Annotated in this window: 19 protein-coding genes and 1 pseudogene; 5 read left to right on the top strand and 15 right to left on the bottom strand. The window is 64.1% G+C overall.

Annotated features, from left to right (window positions below; genetic code table 11):
- Positions 1–40: 40 nt before the first annotated feature.
- From FHY19_RS03970 to FHY19_RS03950, 5 genes are all read left to right on the top strand, one after another.
- Positions 41–796, top strand: coding sequence for a C40 family peptidase (locus FHY19_RS03970; RefSeq protein WP_259161894.1), 756 nt, complete (start codon positions 41–43; stop codon positions 794–796).
- Positions 793–1,395: a tail assembly protein gene (locus FHY19_RS03965; protein WP_259161893.1), complete on the top strand. Its 603-nt coding sequence runs from the start codon at positions 793–795 to the stop codon at positions 1,393–1,395. Before FHY19_RS03970 ends, FHY19_RS03965 begins: the two co-directional genes overlap by 4 nt.
- Before the next feature lie 71 nt (positions 1,396–1,466).
- Positions 1,467–4,856 carry a host specificity protein J gene (locus FHY19_RS03960; protein ID WP_259161891.1) on the top strand — a complete coding sequence of 1,130 codons (3,390 nt, stop codon included), beginning with the start codon at positions 1,467–1,469 and terminating at the stop codon, positions 4,854–4,856.
- On the top strand, positions 4,856–5,155 hold the full coding sequence (locus tag FHY19_RS03955) for a hypothetical protein (RefSeq protein WP_259161882.1): 300 nt from the start codon (positions 4,856–4,858) through the stop codon (positions 5,153–5,155). Before FHY19_RS03960 ends, FHY19_RS03955 begins: the two co-directional genes overlap by 1 nt.
- Complete coding sequence (locus FHY19_RS03950) at positions 5,155–5,880, top strand: hypothetical protein (protein WP_259161879.1); 726 nt, start codon at positions 5,155–5,157, stop codon at positions 5,878–5,880. The genes FHY19_RS03955 and FHY19_RS03950 overlap by 1 nt, the downstream gene beginning before the upstream one ends.
- Here the strand turns inward: FHY19_RS03950 and FHY19_RS03945 are convergent.
- The 15 genes and pseudogenes from FHY19_RS03945 to FHY19_RS03875 form a co-directional block, all read right to left on the bottom strand.
- A complete protein-coding gene (locus FHY19_RS03945) occupies positions 5,874–6,317 on the bottom strand; it encodes a hypothetical protein (RefSeq protein ID WP_259161878.1) in 444 nt (147 codons plus the stop codon). The two genes, FHY19_RS03950 and FHY19_RS03945, sit on opposite strands and share 7 nt — an antisense overlap.
- 260 nt (positions 6,318–6,577) lie before the next feature.
- Positions 6,578–6,994, bottom strand: a complete 417-nt coding sequence (locus FHY19_RS03940) for a hypothetical protein (protein ID WP_259161876.1) — start codon at positions 6,992–6,994, stop codon at positions 6,578–6,580.
- 313 nt (positions 6,995–7,307) lie between these two features.
- A complete protein-coding gene (locus tag FHY19_RS03935; RefSeq protein ID WP_259161875.1) occupies positions 7,308–8,492 on the bottom strand; it encodes an integrase in 1,185 nt (394 codons plus the stop codon).
- Positions 8,492–8,713 carry a hypothetical protein gene (locus FHY19_RS03930; protein WP_259161873.1) on the bottom strand — a complete coding sequence of 74 codons (222 nt, stop codon included), beginning with the start codon at positions 8,711–8,713 and terminating at the stop codon, positions 8,492–8,494. The genes FHY19_RS03935 and FHY19_RS03930 overlap by 1 nt, the downstream gene beginning before the upstream one ends.
- Positions 8,710–8,916: a hypothetical protein gene (locus tag FHY19_RS03925; protein ID WP_259161871.1), complete on the bottom strand. Its 207-nt coding sequence runs from the start codon at positions 8,914–8,916 to the stop codon at positions 8,710–8,712. Before FHY19_RS03925 ends, FHY19_RS03930 begins: the two co-directional genes overlap by 4 nt.
- Positions 8,913–9,185, bottom strand: coding sequence for a hypothetical protein (locus tag FHY19_RS03920; RefSeq protein ID WP_259161869.1), 273 nt, complete (start codon positions 9,183–9,185; stop codon positions 8,913–8,915). The genes FHY19_RS03925 and FHY19_RS03920 overlap by 4 nt, the downstream gene beginning before the upstream one ends.
- Positions 9,182–9,427 (bottom strand): hypothetical protein, encoded by a 246-nt coding sequence (locus FHY19_RS03915; RefSeq protein WP_259161866.1) that lies wholly within the window; start codon positions 9,425–9,427, stop codon positions 9,182–9,184. The genes FHY19_RS03920 and FHY19_RS03915 overlap by 4 nt, the downstream gene beginning before the upstream one ends.
- Entirely contained in the window at positions 9,424–9,699 is a 276-nt protein-coding gene (locus tag FHY19_RS03910; RefSeq protein WP_259161864.1) for a hypothetical protein, read from the bottom strand. The genes FHY19_RS03915 and FHY19_RS03910 overlap by 4 nt, the downstream gene beginning before the upstream one ends.
- A complete protein-coding gene (locus FHY19_RS03905) occupies positions 9,692–9,868 on the bottom strand; it encodes a hypothetical protein (RefSeq protein ID WP_259161863.1) in 177 nt (58 codons plus the stop codon). The genes FHY19_RS03910 and FHY19_RS03905 overlap by 8 nt, the downstream gene beginning before the upstream one ends.
- The gene (locus tag FHY19_RS22365; protein ID WP_326521104.1) at positions 9,861–10,286 is read right to left on the bottom strand and encodes a hypothetical protein; all 426 of its coding nucleotides are present in this window, start codon (positions 10,284–10,286) and stop codon (positions 9,861–9,863) included. Before FHY19_RS22365 ends, FHY19_RS03905 begins: the two co-directional genes overlap by 8 nt.
- Positions 10,258–10,842, bottom strand: a pseudogene (locus FHY19_RS03895) (phage tail tape measure protein); the annotation flags it as partial. The gene FHY19_RS22365 and the pseudogene FHY19_RS03895, both read right to left, overlap by 29 nt.
- Before the next feature lie 29 nt (positions 10,843–10,871).
- Positions 10,872–10,985, bottom strand: coding sequence for a GpE family phage tail protein (locus FHY19_RS03890; protein ID WP_005922203.1), 114 nt, complete (start codon positions 10,983–10,985; stop codon positions 10,872–10,874).
- A gap of 8 nt (positions 10,986–10,993) precedes the next feature.
- The gene (locus FHY19_RS03885) at positions 10,994–11,296 is read right to left on the bottom strand and encodes a phage tail assembly protein (protein WP_259152920.1); all 303 of its coding nucleotides are present in this window, start codon (positions 11,294–11,296) and stop codon (positions 10,994–10,996) included.
- A gap of 45 nt (positions 11,297–11,341) precedes the next feature.
- Positions 11,342–11,851 carry a phage major tail tube protein gene (locus FHY19_RS03880; RefSeq protein ID WP_259152921.1) on the bottom strand — a complete coding sequence of 170 codons (510 nt, stop codon included), beginning with the start codon at positions 11,849–11,851 and terminating at the stop codon, positions 11,342–11,344.
- A gap of 30 nt (positions 11,852–11,881) precedes the next feature.
- Positions 11,882–13,048 carry a phage tail sheath protein gene (locus tag FHY19_RS03875; RefSeq protein ID WP_259161858.1) on the bottom strand — a complete coding sequence of 389 codons (1,167 nt, stop codon included), beginning with the start codon at positions 13,046–13,048 and terminating at the stop codon, positions 11,882–11,884.
- Positions 13,049–13,058 lie beyond the last annotated feature (10 nt).

Here is a 13,058-nt window from a genome sequence, read left to right as displayed (position 1 = left end):
CATCCATCACACCAAGGCCCGCCATGTGCGGGCCTTTTTCATGGGCGACCATATGGAACACGCAACGCTTCTGGCCATCCAGGCGCACGCCGCGGCCGAATACCCGCGCGAGTGCTGCGGGCTGATTGTGCTTTCGGACGTCGGGGAGCATTACCGGCAGTGCCGCAATGCGGCTAACACGCCCAGCGAGCATTTCATCCTGCCGGCCGAGGACTATGCCGCTGCGGAGGATGCCGGCCAGGTTGTGGCGCTGGTGCACAGCCATCCCAACGCGTCGGCGCATGCTTCGGATGCGGACAAGGCGATGTGCGAAGCCAGTGGTCTGACCTGGCACATCATCAGTGTTGGACAGATCGACGGCGTGCCGGAGTGCGGCGAGGTGCAGACCATCCAGCCGAGCGGATACGTCGCGCCGCTGGTGGGGCGCCAGTTCGCCCACGGCGTGCTCGACTGCTACACGTTGGTGCGCGACTTTTACTCGCGCGAGCTGGGCATCGAACTTTCGCAGTACGAACGCGCTGACGACTGGTGGAACAACGGTGGCGACCTCTACGCGCTGGAGCGGCTGCAGGCCGAGGGCTTCTTCGAGATTCAGGACGATCCGCAGCGCGGCGACATGATCGTGATGCAGGTCCGTGCGCCGGTGCCGAACCATACGGGCGTCTACCTGGGCGAGGGACAGATGCTGCACCACCTCGCGGACCGCTTGTCCGCGCGCGTGCCCTACGGCGGGTACTGGGCAGACCGCACCGTGCGTGTCGTGCGCCACAAGCTCGCCGCCGGCGGTGCTGCATGAGCATGCATGCAGTGCCCAAGGTGCGTGTCGTTCGGCTGTACGGCGTGCTGCGCGCCAAGTTCGGCAAGGAGTTTCGGCTGGCAGTAGCATCGCCGGCCGAGGCGATCAGCGCACTGTCGGTGCAGCTTCCCGGCTTCCAGGCGTTCCTGATGGGCGCCAAGGACCGTGGCCTGACGTTCGCCGTGTTCAATGGCCGCCGCAACCTGTCCGAGGATCAGCTGCACGACCCGCCCGGCGATGATGCAATCCGCATCGCTCCGGTGCTTCAGGGTTCGAAGCGCGGAGGTGTGCTGCAGACGATCGTGGGCGCAGTACTGATAGTCGCGGGATTGGTGCTGAGCGCCTATGGCTTGGGAGTGGTGGGTGTCCCCCTGACCAACGCTGGCATCGCGATGGTCATCGGCGGCGTGGTGCAGATGCTTTCCCCAACGCAGAAGGGGCTGGGGACGCAGGACAGCCCCGACAACCGACCTAGCTATGCGTTCAACGGGCCTGTGAATGTCCAGGCCCAGGGTAACCCGGTCCCTCTCGCTTACGGCCGCTGCTGGATTGGGTCGGCCGTCATCAGCGGAGGCATCTTCGCCGAGGACCAGCAATGAGTGGGGATGCTCAGGACCTAGCCCCAGTGCTGCACGGAGCTAAGAAAGGGGCGAGCTCCGCGCGGACTCCCGTGGAGACGCCTGACAGTTTGCAGTCGATCGCGTACGCGAAAATCATCGACCTATGGAGCGAGGGAGAGGTCAAGGGGCTGATCAACGGGGCGAGGTCGGTATTTCTGGATGGCACGCCACTACAGGGAGAGGATGGATCGTTCAATTTCCAAGGCGTCCGCTTTGAAACTCGGATGGGCACCCAGGATCAGGAGCACCTGGCAGGTTTCCCGAGCGTTGAGAACGAGAACTCGGTGAATGTAGAGCTGCGCGGCGATCAACCCGTCGTGCGTAGCTTCACCAATCCAGACCTGTCCGCGATCCGCGTGCGCATTGCGGTGCAAGCGCTGCAGAAGACCAACACCACAAACGGCGACATTGAGGGCTACAGCGTCAGCTACGCAATTGACGTGGCCACTGACGGCGGCGCCTTCAACACGGTGATTTCGAATGCCTTCACCGGCAAGACCACTACCCTCTACGAGCGCAGCCACCGTGTAGATCTTCCCGCTGGCAGCCAGTGGCAGATTCGGGTTCGGCGCCTGACGCCAAATGCCAACAGCGCTGTCATCGCCGACACCACGCTAGTCCAGTCGATGACGGAAATCATCGACGCCAAGCTGCGCTATCCCAACTGCGCGCTCGGGGCGCTGGAAGTAGATGCCAGCCAGTTCCAAGCCATCCCGTCTCGTGCCTATTGGGGTGAATGGCTGATCGTATCGGTCCCGAGCAACTACGATCCTGACGCTAGGACTTACACGGGGATATGGGATGGCAGCTTCAAGCCGGCCTGGACCAACAACCCGGCGTGGGTGTTCTATGACATGGTCACTAAGGACCGATATGGCCTCGGTCACCGGATCCCGGCCGCATGGGTGAACCGGTGGCGCCTTTACCAGATCGCACAGTACTGCGACCAAATGGTCAGCGACGGTATGGGCGGGCAGGAGCCGCGCTTTACTTGCAACATGTACCTGCAGACCAGGCAGGACGCCTACAAGATGCTGCAGGACATGGCCGCGGTGTTCCGGGGCATCACCTATTACGCCGCCGGGCAAGTGCTCGCGTCGGCGGACATGCCGCAGGATCCGGTTTACACGTTCAACCAGACCAACGTCATCGAAGGTCGGTTTGTGTATTCCGGCTCAGCGCGCAAGGTGCGCCACACGGTCGCCCTGGTGTCCTGGAACGACCCGGATGACTTTGGCCGAGCTAAGGTCGAGACGGTCGAGTATCGGCCGGGCATCGCCCGCTACGGCATCCAGCAGGTCGAAGTTGCAGCCATGGGCTGCACGTCGCGTGCGCAGGCGCAGCGCATCGGGCTGCACATCCTGTACACCGAGAACCTGGAGACCGAAACCGTCTCGTTCAGCGTGGGCCTGGAGGGCGTGGTCCCGCAGCCTGGCGACATCATTGAAGTGGCCGACCCGAAGCGGGCCGGGCGCCGCAATGGCGGACGAATCAAGGCTGCCGGCGCGCACTCCGTCGATCTCGACGTGGTGCCGCCGGGGCTGAGCGTGGGCGACACGATCCGCGTGCTGGGCAGCAATGGCCGCAGCCAGGGGCGGACGATCAGCGGCATCGCTGGTAGCACCGTCTCCGTGGCAGTGCCGTGGGACAGCGTGCCGGTGGCCACCTCGGTATGGGCGGTGTCCACCGCCGAACTCGCCTTGCAGATGTTCCGCGTCCTGGCAGTCGCTGATGGCGACGGGACCGAGAACGCCATCACCTACCAGATAACCGCGCTGGAGCACGTCCCGCAGAAGTTCGCCGCGATCGACGATGGCGCGCGTGTCGAGCTGCCGCCGATCAGCATCATCCCGCCCGGCCTGCAGCCGCCGCCCACCAACGTGCGGTTGTCGTCGCACAGCTTTGTCGAGCAGGGCATTGCCCAGCACGTGCTGACGATTGCCTGGGATCCAGCCGAAAAGGCCATCGCCTACGACGTCGAATGGCGGCGGGACGACATGGCCTGGGTGAAAGCCGGGCGCGCGACCACCAGCAACCTGGAGGTGCGCGGCATCTATGCCGGGCAATACCTTGCGCGCGTGCGCGCGGTGAACGCGCTCAATGCGGTGTCCATGCCGGCGATGTCCGCGCTCACCGAAATCACCGGCAAGACCGAGCCGCCACCTTCGCTGGCCAGCCTCACCGCCGCGGGCATCATCTTCGGCATTGAGCTGTCCTGGTCGTTCCCGCAAGGCGCTACCGATACCGAGCGCACCGAGATCTGGCACAGCCCGGCCAACAATCTGGAGGCGGCAACCAAGCTTGGCGATTTCGCCTACCCGCAGGCGAAGCACTCAATGCTCGGCCTGGCCGCAGGCGCGCGGTTCTTCTTCTGGGGCCGCTTGGTGGATCGAAGCGGGAACATCGGTCCGTGGTATCCGCTGACCAACGGCGTCATGGGGGAGAGCAGCACCGATGCCACGGCAATTCTCGCGTACCTGGCCGGCAAGATCGGCCTGACCGAGTTGTCGCAGGAGCTTCGCCTTCCGATCGAGTCCATCAGCGACCTCGTGCCGCTGGTGTGGGACGAAGGGGCGACCTACAGCACCGGGCAGACGGTCGTGCGGGGCGGGATCATATGGAGCTGGGTGCCAACGGAGCCGGGCAACGAGGAGCCGCCGGGCACGAAGTGGCAGAACGTTGGCAACGCGATCGCCGAGGCTGGTGCCATCGTGGGCGAGGTCAACTCGCTGAAGCTGCAGATCAATGACCCGGAGAGCGGCCTCGCAGCCATCGGGGAACGCACGGACGGCCTGGTGGCCCAGATCAGCAATCGGCACGCAGGCGACCGAGACTGGCATGCGGGCGACCGCAACGTGTTTGCTGGCACGCGCACATGGCAGACGGTCATCGCTGAGGGCGACCGCGCACAGGCTCGTCGCATTGACACGGTGGAGGCATCCATCGGCGACGTATCTGCGAGCGTCCAGCAGGCCAGTCAGACTGTCGTCGACCTCAATGGCAGGATCAGCGCGACGTACACCGTCAAGGCGCAGATCACCAGTGCCGGGCAGATCTACATGGCTGGCATGGGTGTCGGCGTCGAGCAGCAGCAGGACGGCAGCTTTCAGAGTCAGATCTTGATGCAGGCCGATCGCTTCGCGGTGATCAACGTCGCCAACAACTTGGTGACGTCGCCATTCGTCATCCAGGGCGGGCAGGTTTTCATCAACCAAGCGCTCATCGGCAATGCCTGGATCACCAACGCCATGATCGGCGACACCATCCAGTCCAATGGTGTGGGCGCCAACGGCCAGCCGCGCTGGAAGCTGGACAAGAACGGCACGCTCTCGATGAACGGCGCAAATAACGGCGGCTTCATGACCCTCAACGAGCAGGCGCTGCGTTTCTGGAATGCAGCCGGCACCGTGGCGCTGTTCGAAGCTGGGGAGCTGCTCTAATGGCGCGCGGCATCCGTCAGCGAGATCCGGATGGCAACATCCTGATCGACATCTCGACGCGCATCACCAGCAAATTCGGTGCGGTCAGTATCTCAGCTGGCTCGAGCGGCTCGGTAGAGGTCCCTGCTCTCGGCACCAACGAGATCTACTACTGGTTCTCTGCCAGCAGCAACGCCCAGTTTGCCCAGGCGCCACTTTTCACTGTGGATGATCAGGCCGGGACGATCAGCTGGAACTACGGCGGCGGTAGCAATCAGGGCACGCAGATCGGCGGCGTGCTCACTTACGGGAGGTACTGATGGCCTTGGGCGTGCGGATCCGGCCCGAGGGCGGGAACATTATCCAGATCGACACGCGCTACGAAAATCTCGCACTGAAGCAGAAAGGGACGGTCATCGCTGCAGGCGCCAATGCGGCCAATCCAAACCAGGGCATCGGTTTTGCGACCGTCACAGTTGGCGGTGGCAATTCACCTCTCATCGCCGTCACCTGTGCAGCTTTCGTTGGCTTGCGGAGCCGGTCCCAGAGTGGGAACACTTTCACCTTCGAGCTGGTGTGCGAAACGGCCAATACGGCTATCCAGTACTACGTTTTCGACACGACCGACGTGGCGCAAATGGCCTTCGTGATGAGCAAAGGTGTGCGGTTCCGAGACCCGGCCACGGGTCGCATTGCCTTCGACTCGCGCTACAAGTACATGAGGGTGATCGGGCGCATGCGTACCACTGCCGGCACCAGTCAGACGGATTACCCGACCCAGGGCGACGGAGTGGCCATTGCGCTTGGTCACACAGGGGCGTCCTACACAATCGTGAGTGGCGTCATTGGTGGTGGTCCAAACTGGGTGATGGACCGCTTGGCCTACGTGGCCGGTGTGCGCTACACGCCAGGCGTCGCGTCGGCCAAGGGGATCAACACCTACTACGACCATGCCGAGGGCACGCAGGGCAATCCCCCTGCGCCCTCGGGAACCTACGGCACCATGCAGGTCGATTGCCTGCTGCTCAACGTCCGCAACTACTGAGCCGGGGCCACGCGCCGCACACCGGTGCGGTCCTGGAACTTGATGCTCCACGGCGTGATCAGGTAGCCGGGACGGCGATAGTAGATGGCCGGGATGTGGTCTTCGCGCGCGTCCTTGGCGATGCCATTGACGAGCACGTAGGGCGCTGAGTTCTTCCGCATCGTGCACATGTCCTGGCGCCCGTCGGTCTTGAAGGTCACGCTGTACTGCCCCGTGCCCGAGATCTCACCGCACACGACAGACCGAGTGCTCACCGATACGGCGCGGGCGCGCGGCGCGATGCGAATCACGAAGGCGTCCAGGCTCTCGCCGGCGGCCGACGTTTCCTGGTGCAACTCGGTGGCCTGGCCGAACTTCACCGGCGGCGGGTCAGCAGCAAAGGCGGGCAGGGTGGCGCCAAGCAGCGCCATGGCGGCGGTGGCTAGGAATGTGTGCATCACGGATCTCCGAATGTGCTGCGCCGGTCAGCGCCGGCGGCGCGAGATCATCTCGGCGCGTCACCAAGATGCTTGGCGCGCGCGCCGGAAAAAACGTTCATTTGCAGGCGTGGCGCACAGCCTCGGTGAGGAAAAACCCCACCCCTTGGTGCGGTTCAGCCCGATATGCTGAATCCCACTGCAGTGCCAATCTGCAACTGCCGGACGCGGGGCCATGGGCCGCTCACCCGCGTGGCGCCTGAGCAGCGCCGAGCCGGCTTCTATCCCCATGTGATCGTCGTTGAGCCGATTGCTTCCATCGCATCTATCTCAGCGTCGGTTGGCCCCCAATTGGCTATATCCACATTGATGGCGCGGGTGGCCGCGCGCTGCACCGCCTTCCAAGCGATGCACTCGCCCGCGCCGGTCTTCCTGGGTGCCTTCCTAACCCCTGGCAGGCCGGTGCGCGCGGCGATCCACCGCTCCGCGAACATCATCGATTGCCGAATGCTGCCGGTCTGTGGCGCCGATATTCGGGATCCGCGCCAGGAAAGCCAGACCGTCCCGCCAGAGATGTGCGCCACGGTCCCGTAGTTGAATTGCATGAGCGCGCTATCTGCGGTCACGGAGACCCAGCGGCAGGCGGGAGGCAGTGGATTTGGTGGCATGGGCCCCAGGATGGACAGCAGCAGACTCATACGCTGAGACTCGCCGCAGGAGCAGATACCGCGCTCCGCAATCGCGCTATAAGGCCGCGCAAACGCGGGATTAAATCGTTAGCATTCCTGCTAAATGCGGAGCGCTGAATGGCCAGAAACCATTGCGGCAGTAAGTGGCATCCGAAGACTTTTAATCTTTTGGTCGATGGTTCGAATCCATCACGGCCCACCATTACAATCAGCAACTTAGACAGCGCCGCAGGCGCTTTTTTTGTGCTTCCGGGAAAATTCCCGGGAAAATAATGGCCGGGAACGCTGTTCCACGGCCAAGTGATCGGGGCAACGCCGCGCCCTACGAGGTCCGGCGAGGCGGCTTTACGACTGGCACGTTGTGCGAATAACGCTGGGTCATTTCCTGCGTTTTGTGGCCGGCAGCTTCTTGCTTGTCAGCCAGAGTGCCCTCCGTATCGGTGATGCCACGGTGCTTCAACCCGTGGAGGCTGAACCTCTGGGCTTCTTCGATCACGCCTTCCCGAATGGCGAGCCTGATCATGCGTTGCCACGCGCTGTCGAGCGCTGACTTTGTCAACGGCGTGCCCGATTGGCTGACGACCAGCCGGCGCTGTTCCGGCTTCAGGGGGATGGGCCGCTCGTGCGCAGCCATAGTCCGCCTGCGGTACTCAATCAGCCACTCCCACGCGCTGCGCAGTTCTCCGTTCCAGAGCGTGACGTTGTCGCGCGAGCCCTTTCGCCGCGTCGCCAGGATGCCTTGCTCGCCGGCATGCGCGTCAGTGAGATCGGTCACTTCAGCCCCACGCAGCCTCAGGTTGTAGGCCAGGACCATCACCGCATGCAGATATGGCGACACGCTACCTTTGGTGTGCGCCTCGAAGGTGGCGCGCTGCTGTGCAAACCGCAATACCGCCGTGAAGGCATCCTGCTCTGGCATCGTGTGAGCCGCCACTTCCTTTGCCTGACGTACGCCCTTGGCCGGGTTGTGTTCGCATAACCCAAACCGGATTCCCCAACCAAATAGGCGACGAAGGTAGCGAAGCACGTGATTGGCCTTGCTTGGGCGCGGCTCGATTGCAGGCTGCATGGCAGTGGCCTCACGCCCTGCTGCGAGCGTCTCCACCAAGCGCTGCATTGCAGGCACATTGATCCGGGCCACCTGCATTCGCCCAAGCTGGCTACCGTCTTTCAGCACGTAGGCGCAGGCTGCTCGGCCACTTTGCTTGTAGTCCTTCTGAGTGCCTGGCGCGAGCGCCTTGAACTCGGTGGATCGGTGGAAGCGCTCATTCAAGAAGGCCAGAGTGCCTCTTTCGACCTCGCCCCGTGCACATTCCACAATCGCATGAAGTTCTGAGAGGCGCGAATGCTTGTGTGCGACCGTCCTTTTTCTAGGACGGCCTCCCTCAGGATGTGACTCGATGATGTACCAGCGGCCATCCTCCCAATACACACCTTGCGGCAGTGCGGCCTGGTCAATGTGTGCCGGAATAGCTGGGTTGAACTTCCGTTTTCTACCGCGTCCCATCAGATCAGCTCCATGGCATTTTCTTGGTTGGCCGCAGGCTCGGCTATGCCAAGCGCGGCGTTCACTGCGTCAATCGTTGTCCAGATCCTGCCCTTACGGTCATATCGGTAGCGGATGCCCTCGCGGTCCGCCCAGCGGCAGACCACCAAGAGGCGCGGGGCTGGGCCGTCCGGCGAACAGATGCGCTGCAGGTCTGCGAAATGCAGGATTCGCCCCGTCATAGCAATTGTTCCTGCTGCCACTGCCGGCGGCTCCTCCATTGCTCGCGCATCTCGTCGCGCAGCTCCAGCGCCGCCTGGTCACCGCGCTTGGCTGCGATCAGCTGCTGCAGCAGGGAGACAGATCTGACGTCTGTGTATCCCTGTCGCAGCCAGTAGCGCGCTTCGCATTGGCGCCTGTGCGCTTCCGTGTCCTCGTTGCTCACCGGCTGTCGCCTCCGCGCAGGCGCAGGCCGAGTTGCACCACGTTGCTGTCGGCAGGCGCCACCTGGCGTGGCATGCGGATGCGGTGCATACGCTTCCACTCGGCCAGTGCCTGGGCGAAGTCGGCGTGCTTCTTGGTGCGCCCACACCGGCATTCGATGGCATGCCCGCCACCGGCCTGCAGACGGCGGCTGTCGACGATGTGTCGGCCCGCGTGACCGGCCCTACAGGCGGGAAGCGGTTCGGCATGCGATATCTCGCGTTGAGTCATCGCGGGCGTTCCTCCACGGCTTCTGCGCCACAGCCGATCGCACGCTCTGCCTGGAGCAGGTGCGCGATGGTGTCCTCGTCAATCCGGTCAAGCGCCTGAGCGATGGTGTAGTCCATATCTGCAAGCCAGTCGTGTCGGTTGAGCACCAATGCGGCGGTCAAGGCCTCGCCCGTCGACAATGGGCCGGGGCCACCGTAGTGTTGCGCTGCTCGGCTCACAGCAATCACGCGATCGAGCGTCATCGTGGCGACCTCCAAGCACAGCCGATACGCACACGCGCATCGGCGATGGCAACCACTTCAATGCGCAGACGCTGCGCCGTCAGTTCGGCCAGCAATCGGTCATTGGTCAACATGAGCACGTCGTGCTGGGCCAGCTGCCAGTCGTCCCCCTTGCGCTGCAGTCGCTCATCCAACTCGACCACGCGTTTTAGCTCGTAGGCCTGGCGGATTGCGTCAGCGTTGAGCGTCTTACCGCTACCCATTGGGCTGCAAACAACAATCGACTCAGCCATGGGTCACCGCCCGGCGCACGGCCATAGCGCGGCGACGGCGCAGGCGCTGTGGGATCTGCCCCACGGCCAGCCCGATGTGTGCAGTGCGCGCCGGGCGTGTGAGCCACAGCCGATACAGCAGCGCACCGCCGATCGTTGGCGCGATCAAGATCAGGGCCAAATTAAGCATGGGCCACCTCCAGCGCAGCAGCGGCGATCGCGGCTTCGGCGGCAGCTGTGGGCCGGCGCGGCAGCATGTTGGCCAGGTCAAACGGAAAGTCCAGATCGTCCATGAAGTCGGCCAGCGCATTGCTGATCTGGTCGGCTTCGCTGGTGAACAGTTGCGGGCCGCTGATCAACTTCCAGCCCTTGCCGGGGCCGCGGCGGCGCTCCCACCGCTGTGTGGCGCTGCTGTGGTGCCCCATGGTCAGCGCTGCCACCACCACGACCGCATCGTGCGTAACGTAGAGCGTGGCGATCGCGCTGCAGTCCTTGCCTGCAGCGATGTCAAAGCCAGTTCCGGCGGGCGTGATAGCCTGCTCGCCGGGTCCGGCACTGGAAGTTAGCGGGCGTGTGACAGCGCTGGCCGGCGAACGCCATGCCGGCACCGTAGGCGCTCGCCTGCAGGCCAGCGCTCTGGATGCGGGCGCTGCGACGCTGGGCAGTGTCGATCGCCACCAGGCGCTGCTGCTGGGCGCGCATGGCGGCGTTGGTGCTCTCGATCTCGCCACGCAGGCGGCGCTCGTGCGTGACGAGCTCGCGGGTGCTGATTCCGGCCGTCTCCAGCCGGCCGCGCAGGCGCTGTAAGCCGGCCTCCTGCGCGCCGTGTGCTGCCTTGAGTTCGCGTGCGGTGCGAACGGCCCGCTCGAACTCGGCATTCATTGCCGCCGTAGGCGTGCCGGCCGTTTTCATCTGTTGGGCAAGCGTGCGCACCGATTGTCGCTGCGCGTCGAGCGCGGCCTTGGCGCGCTGCGCCATCGCGACCTGCTCGCGGTAGGCGCCGATATCGCGTTGCTGGCTGTTGAGCTGCCGCAGCGCGTCACGCTGATTGCGCAGTGCGGTGGCAACACCGCGGCTACCACTCAACACGCGCCGGAACGGGCCGGTGGCGCGGTCGACGGCGGCTAGGATGACCTGCAGGCGTAGATTGTCAGAGGCCGCCATTTAGGCGGCCTCGTGGTTCGGGTGGGGCATTATTCGGCTCCGCTTCGTAGGCGGGCACGCTCGCGCCACGCCGTGAGTTCGTGCAGTGACCAGCCGTCCATTTCAGACGGCGGCCAGTGGAAGATGGCCGCGATGTCGGCCATTGCATCCTCTACGCAGTCGGGAAATCCGCTTCCCTCTGTGCCTTCGGCAAGAAAAAAACCTGCACCTCCTGGCCTACCGCCAGCAGGTCGGCCGGATCCATCGCATTGACGTCGGCGGTGGTCAGCGTGGGCGAGGAAATGCGCGGCAGCAGTGTTGCCAGCGCGGTGACATCCAGCTGCAGCACGTCGGTCAGCTTGAGGCCGCGCAGTTCGCCGGCGCCGGGCTTGCGCACCTTGAGGTCGGTGATGGTCTGCTCGCCGCGCACGATCGGTTGGTCGAGGGAAATGGCTGGGGAAAAGGTCGGGGTCATCGGGAGGTCTCAGGGTGGAGGCCTGGCGGCGCCAGGCCGGGAGGGTCAGGCGCCGATGGCGCGGCGATGCGGGGCGAGCAAATCCACGCCGTTGACGATCTCGATCATGTTCATCAGATCGATCTCGATCACGGGTGCGCCGTTGATGCTGAGCTTGTAGTAGCTGGCCGAGGTCTTGACCGAAAACTCGGTGTCATCGCCGGCCTTGCCGGTACCTGGATCAATCTCCTTGTGACGGCCGCGCACGACCACTTCCACTGCATCCACATCGCCGCTGTCATCGCGCTGATAGGAGCCGGCAAAGCGCAGCTGCACGGCGTTGTGCGTGGTGGCGCCGTACTGATTCAGCACGCTGCGCATTAGGCCGCCGCACTTCCATTCGAGATCGATCTTCTCCTGGCCGAAGTCGATGTCGACCGGTCCATTCATGCCGCCGCCACGGTATTCCTCCATCTTGCGGGACAGCGTGGGCAGCTTCACTTCGACCACCTGGCCGAGATAGCTTTCACCGTCGTTGAACAGGTTGAGCGCTTTGAGTTTCTTGGGCAAAGCCATGGGGTTCTCCGGGAATCTAAGGCGGGTGCGTTACGCGTTGACGCGCTCGGCGAAATCCGCCAGGTAGCTGGTGGTGATCTTCTGGTACAGCTGCAGGTTCTCCAACGGCGGTACCGGCGTGTAGTCGTAGTCAATACGCAGCGCGCCATCGGCGAGCGTGGTGGCGCTATTGACCGTGCCGTCGTACCAGGCGTTGGCATCGATCAAATAGCCGGACGACTTCAGGTCGCGGAACTTGGCATTGATCGTTTCGATCAAGTCTTTGACCAGCGAGGGATGCATCGGCTTGTCGACGTAGAACGCCACGCCCTCGGCGATGGTGTCGGCCAGGATCTGCGCAGTACGCGTGGCCGTCTCGAACGCGAACATCGCGTCTTCTGCACACGTGCGTGACCCCCAGAAGCGTTGCCCGTTGAGGGTCACCAGCGTGGTGATGTCGCCCTCGTTGAGGACGCCGGCGTCGGTGGTCGGGTCCTGCAGATCCCAGTGCACATCCTTGGAGATGCCGGTAACGCCAGATACGGGCACGTTGGATAGGCTCTTGTGCCAGCCCTGGTCGGTGTCGATCTTGGCGCGTAGGCCAAGCGCACGCGCAGTGGCATACGCGGCCGTCGTAGTGCTGGTTGCGGTGTCGAAGGCCAGGAAGTCCGGCCAGATCAGCATCAGCTCGCGGTCACTGAACTGCCCACGGTAGGTGACCGCCTCGGCGACGGTCTCGGCCACGGGGCGCACATAGGCCATGGCGCGCAGCTTCTTGGCGATGGTGGTCAGCGCCTTGGCGACTGGCAGCGTGTCCAGGCCAGGCGCGCCCAGGATGCGCGGGCGCACGCCCAGCTGTGCCTGCGCGGCGAGCAAGGCATACAGGCCGGTGTAGCCGCTGGACTTGGCCTCGCCAATGACGTTGCTGGTGGTCTTGGCCGCATCTGCGTCCTCGGCCACGCGCACGACGATGGTCACCGGGTTGGTCTGGTCGGCGTTGCCCTGCAGCGTGGCGCGCAAGGTGCCCTGGGTGCCGGCGCTGGCGACCGCACCCAACACATCCGTGATCAGCACCGCCTTGTTGAGTGGAAATACTTTCTCGTCCGCATCGGAGGCCGTGGCGACCAAGCCGACGACAGCAGTGGAGACGGTGCGGATGGTGCGCGTGCCCGCGCTGACTTCGATGACGCGGACGCCGTGGTGGTAGGCAGTGGACATAGATTCCTCG

It is taken from the genome of Xanthomonas sp. 4461 (genome assembly GCF_024806475.1).
Taxonomy (GTDB): domain Bacteria; phylum Pseudomonadota; class Gammaproteobacteria; order Xanthomonadales; family Xanthomonadaceae; genus Xanthomonas; species Xanthomonas arboricola_F.
This window is presented reverse-complemented; position numbering and strand designations above follow the sequence as displayed.

Bases quoted from the DNA above. Each gene is read 5' to 3' on its own strand.
- FHY19_RS03940 (WP_259161876.1), bottom strand. From the start codon at position 6,994: ATGAGTCTGCTGCTGTCCATCCTGGGGCCCATGCCACCAAATCCACTG.
- FHY19_RS03875 (WP_259161858.1), bottom strand. From the start codon at position 13,048: ATGTCCACTGCCTACCACCACGGCGTCCGCGTCATCGAAGTCAGCGCG.
- FHY19_RS03905 (WP_259161863.1), bottom strand. From the start codon at position 9,868: ATGCTTAATTTGGCCCTGATCTTGATCGCGCCAACGATCGGCGGTGCG.
- FHY19_RS03950 (WP_259161879.1), top strand. From the start codon at position 5,155: ATGGCCTTGGGCGTGCGGATCCGGCCCGAGGGCGGGAACATTATCCAG.
- FHY19_RS03930 (WP_259161873.1), bottom strand. From the start codon at position 8,713: ATGACGGGGCGAATCCTGCATTTCGCAGACCTGCAGCGCATCTGTTCG.
- FHY19_RS03880 (WP_259152921.1), bottom strand. From the start codon at position 11,851: ATGGCTTTGCCCAAGAAACTCAAAGCGCTCAACCTGTTCAACGACGGT.
- FHY19_RS03965 (WP_259161893.1), top strand. From the start codon at position 793: ATGAGCATGCATGCAGTGCCCAAGGTGCGTGTCGTTCGGCTGTACGGC.
- FHY19_RS03920 (WP_259161869.1), bottom strand. From the start codon at position 9,185: ATGACTCAACGCGAGATATCGCATGCCGAACCGCTTCCCGCCTGTAGG.
- FHY19_RS03955 (WP_259161882.1), top strand. From the start codon at position 4,856: ATGGCGCGCGGCATCCGTCAGCGAGATCCGGATGGCAACATCCTGATC.
- FHY19_RS03935 (WP_259161875.1), bottom strand. From the start codon at position 8,492: ATGGGACGCGGTAGAAAACGGAAGTTCAACCCAGCTATTCCGGCACAC.
- FHY19_RS03970 (WP_259161894.1), top strand. From the start codon at position 41: ATGGGCGACCATATGGAACACGCAACGCTTCTGGCCATCCAGGCGCAC.
- FHY19_RS03910 (WP_259161864.1), bottom strand. From the start codon at position 9,699: ATGGCTGAGTCGATTGTTGTTTGCAGCCCAATGGGTAGCGGTAAGACG.
- FHY19_RS03885 (WP_259152920.1), bottom strand. From the start codon at position 11,296: ATGACCCCGACCTTTTCCCCAGCCATTTCCCTCGACCAACCGATCGTG.
- FHY19_RS03890 (WP_005922203.1), bottom strand. From the start codon at position 10,985: ATGGCCGACATCGCGGCCATCTTCCACTGGCCGCCGTCTGAAATGGAC.
- FHY19_RS03915 (WP_259161866.1), bottom strand. From the start codon at position 9,427: ATGACGCTCGATCGCGTGATTGCTGTGAGCCGAGCAGCGCAACACTAC.
- FHY19_RS03945 (WP_259161878.1), bottom strand. From the start codon at position 6,317: ATGCACACATTCCTAGCCACCGCCGCCATGGCGCTGCTTGGCGCCACC.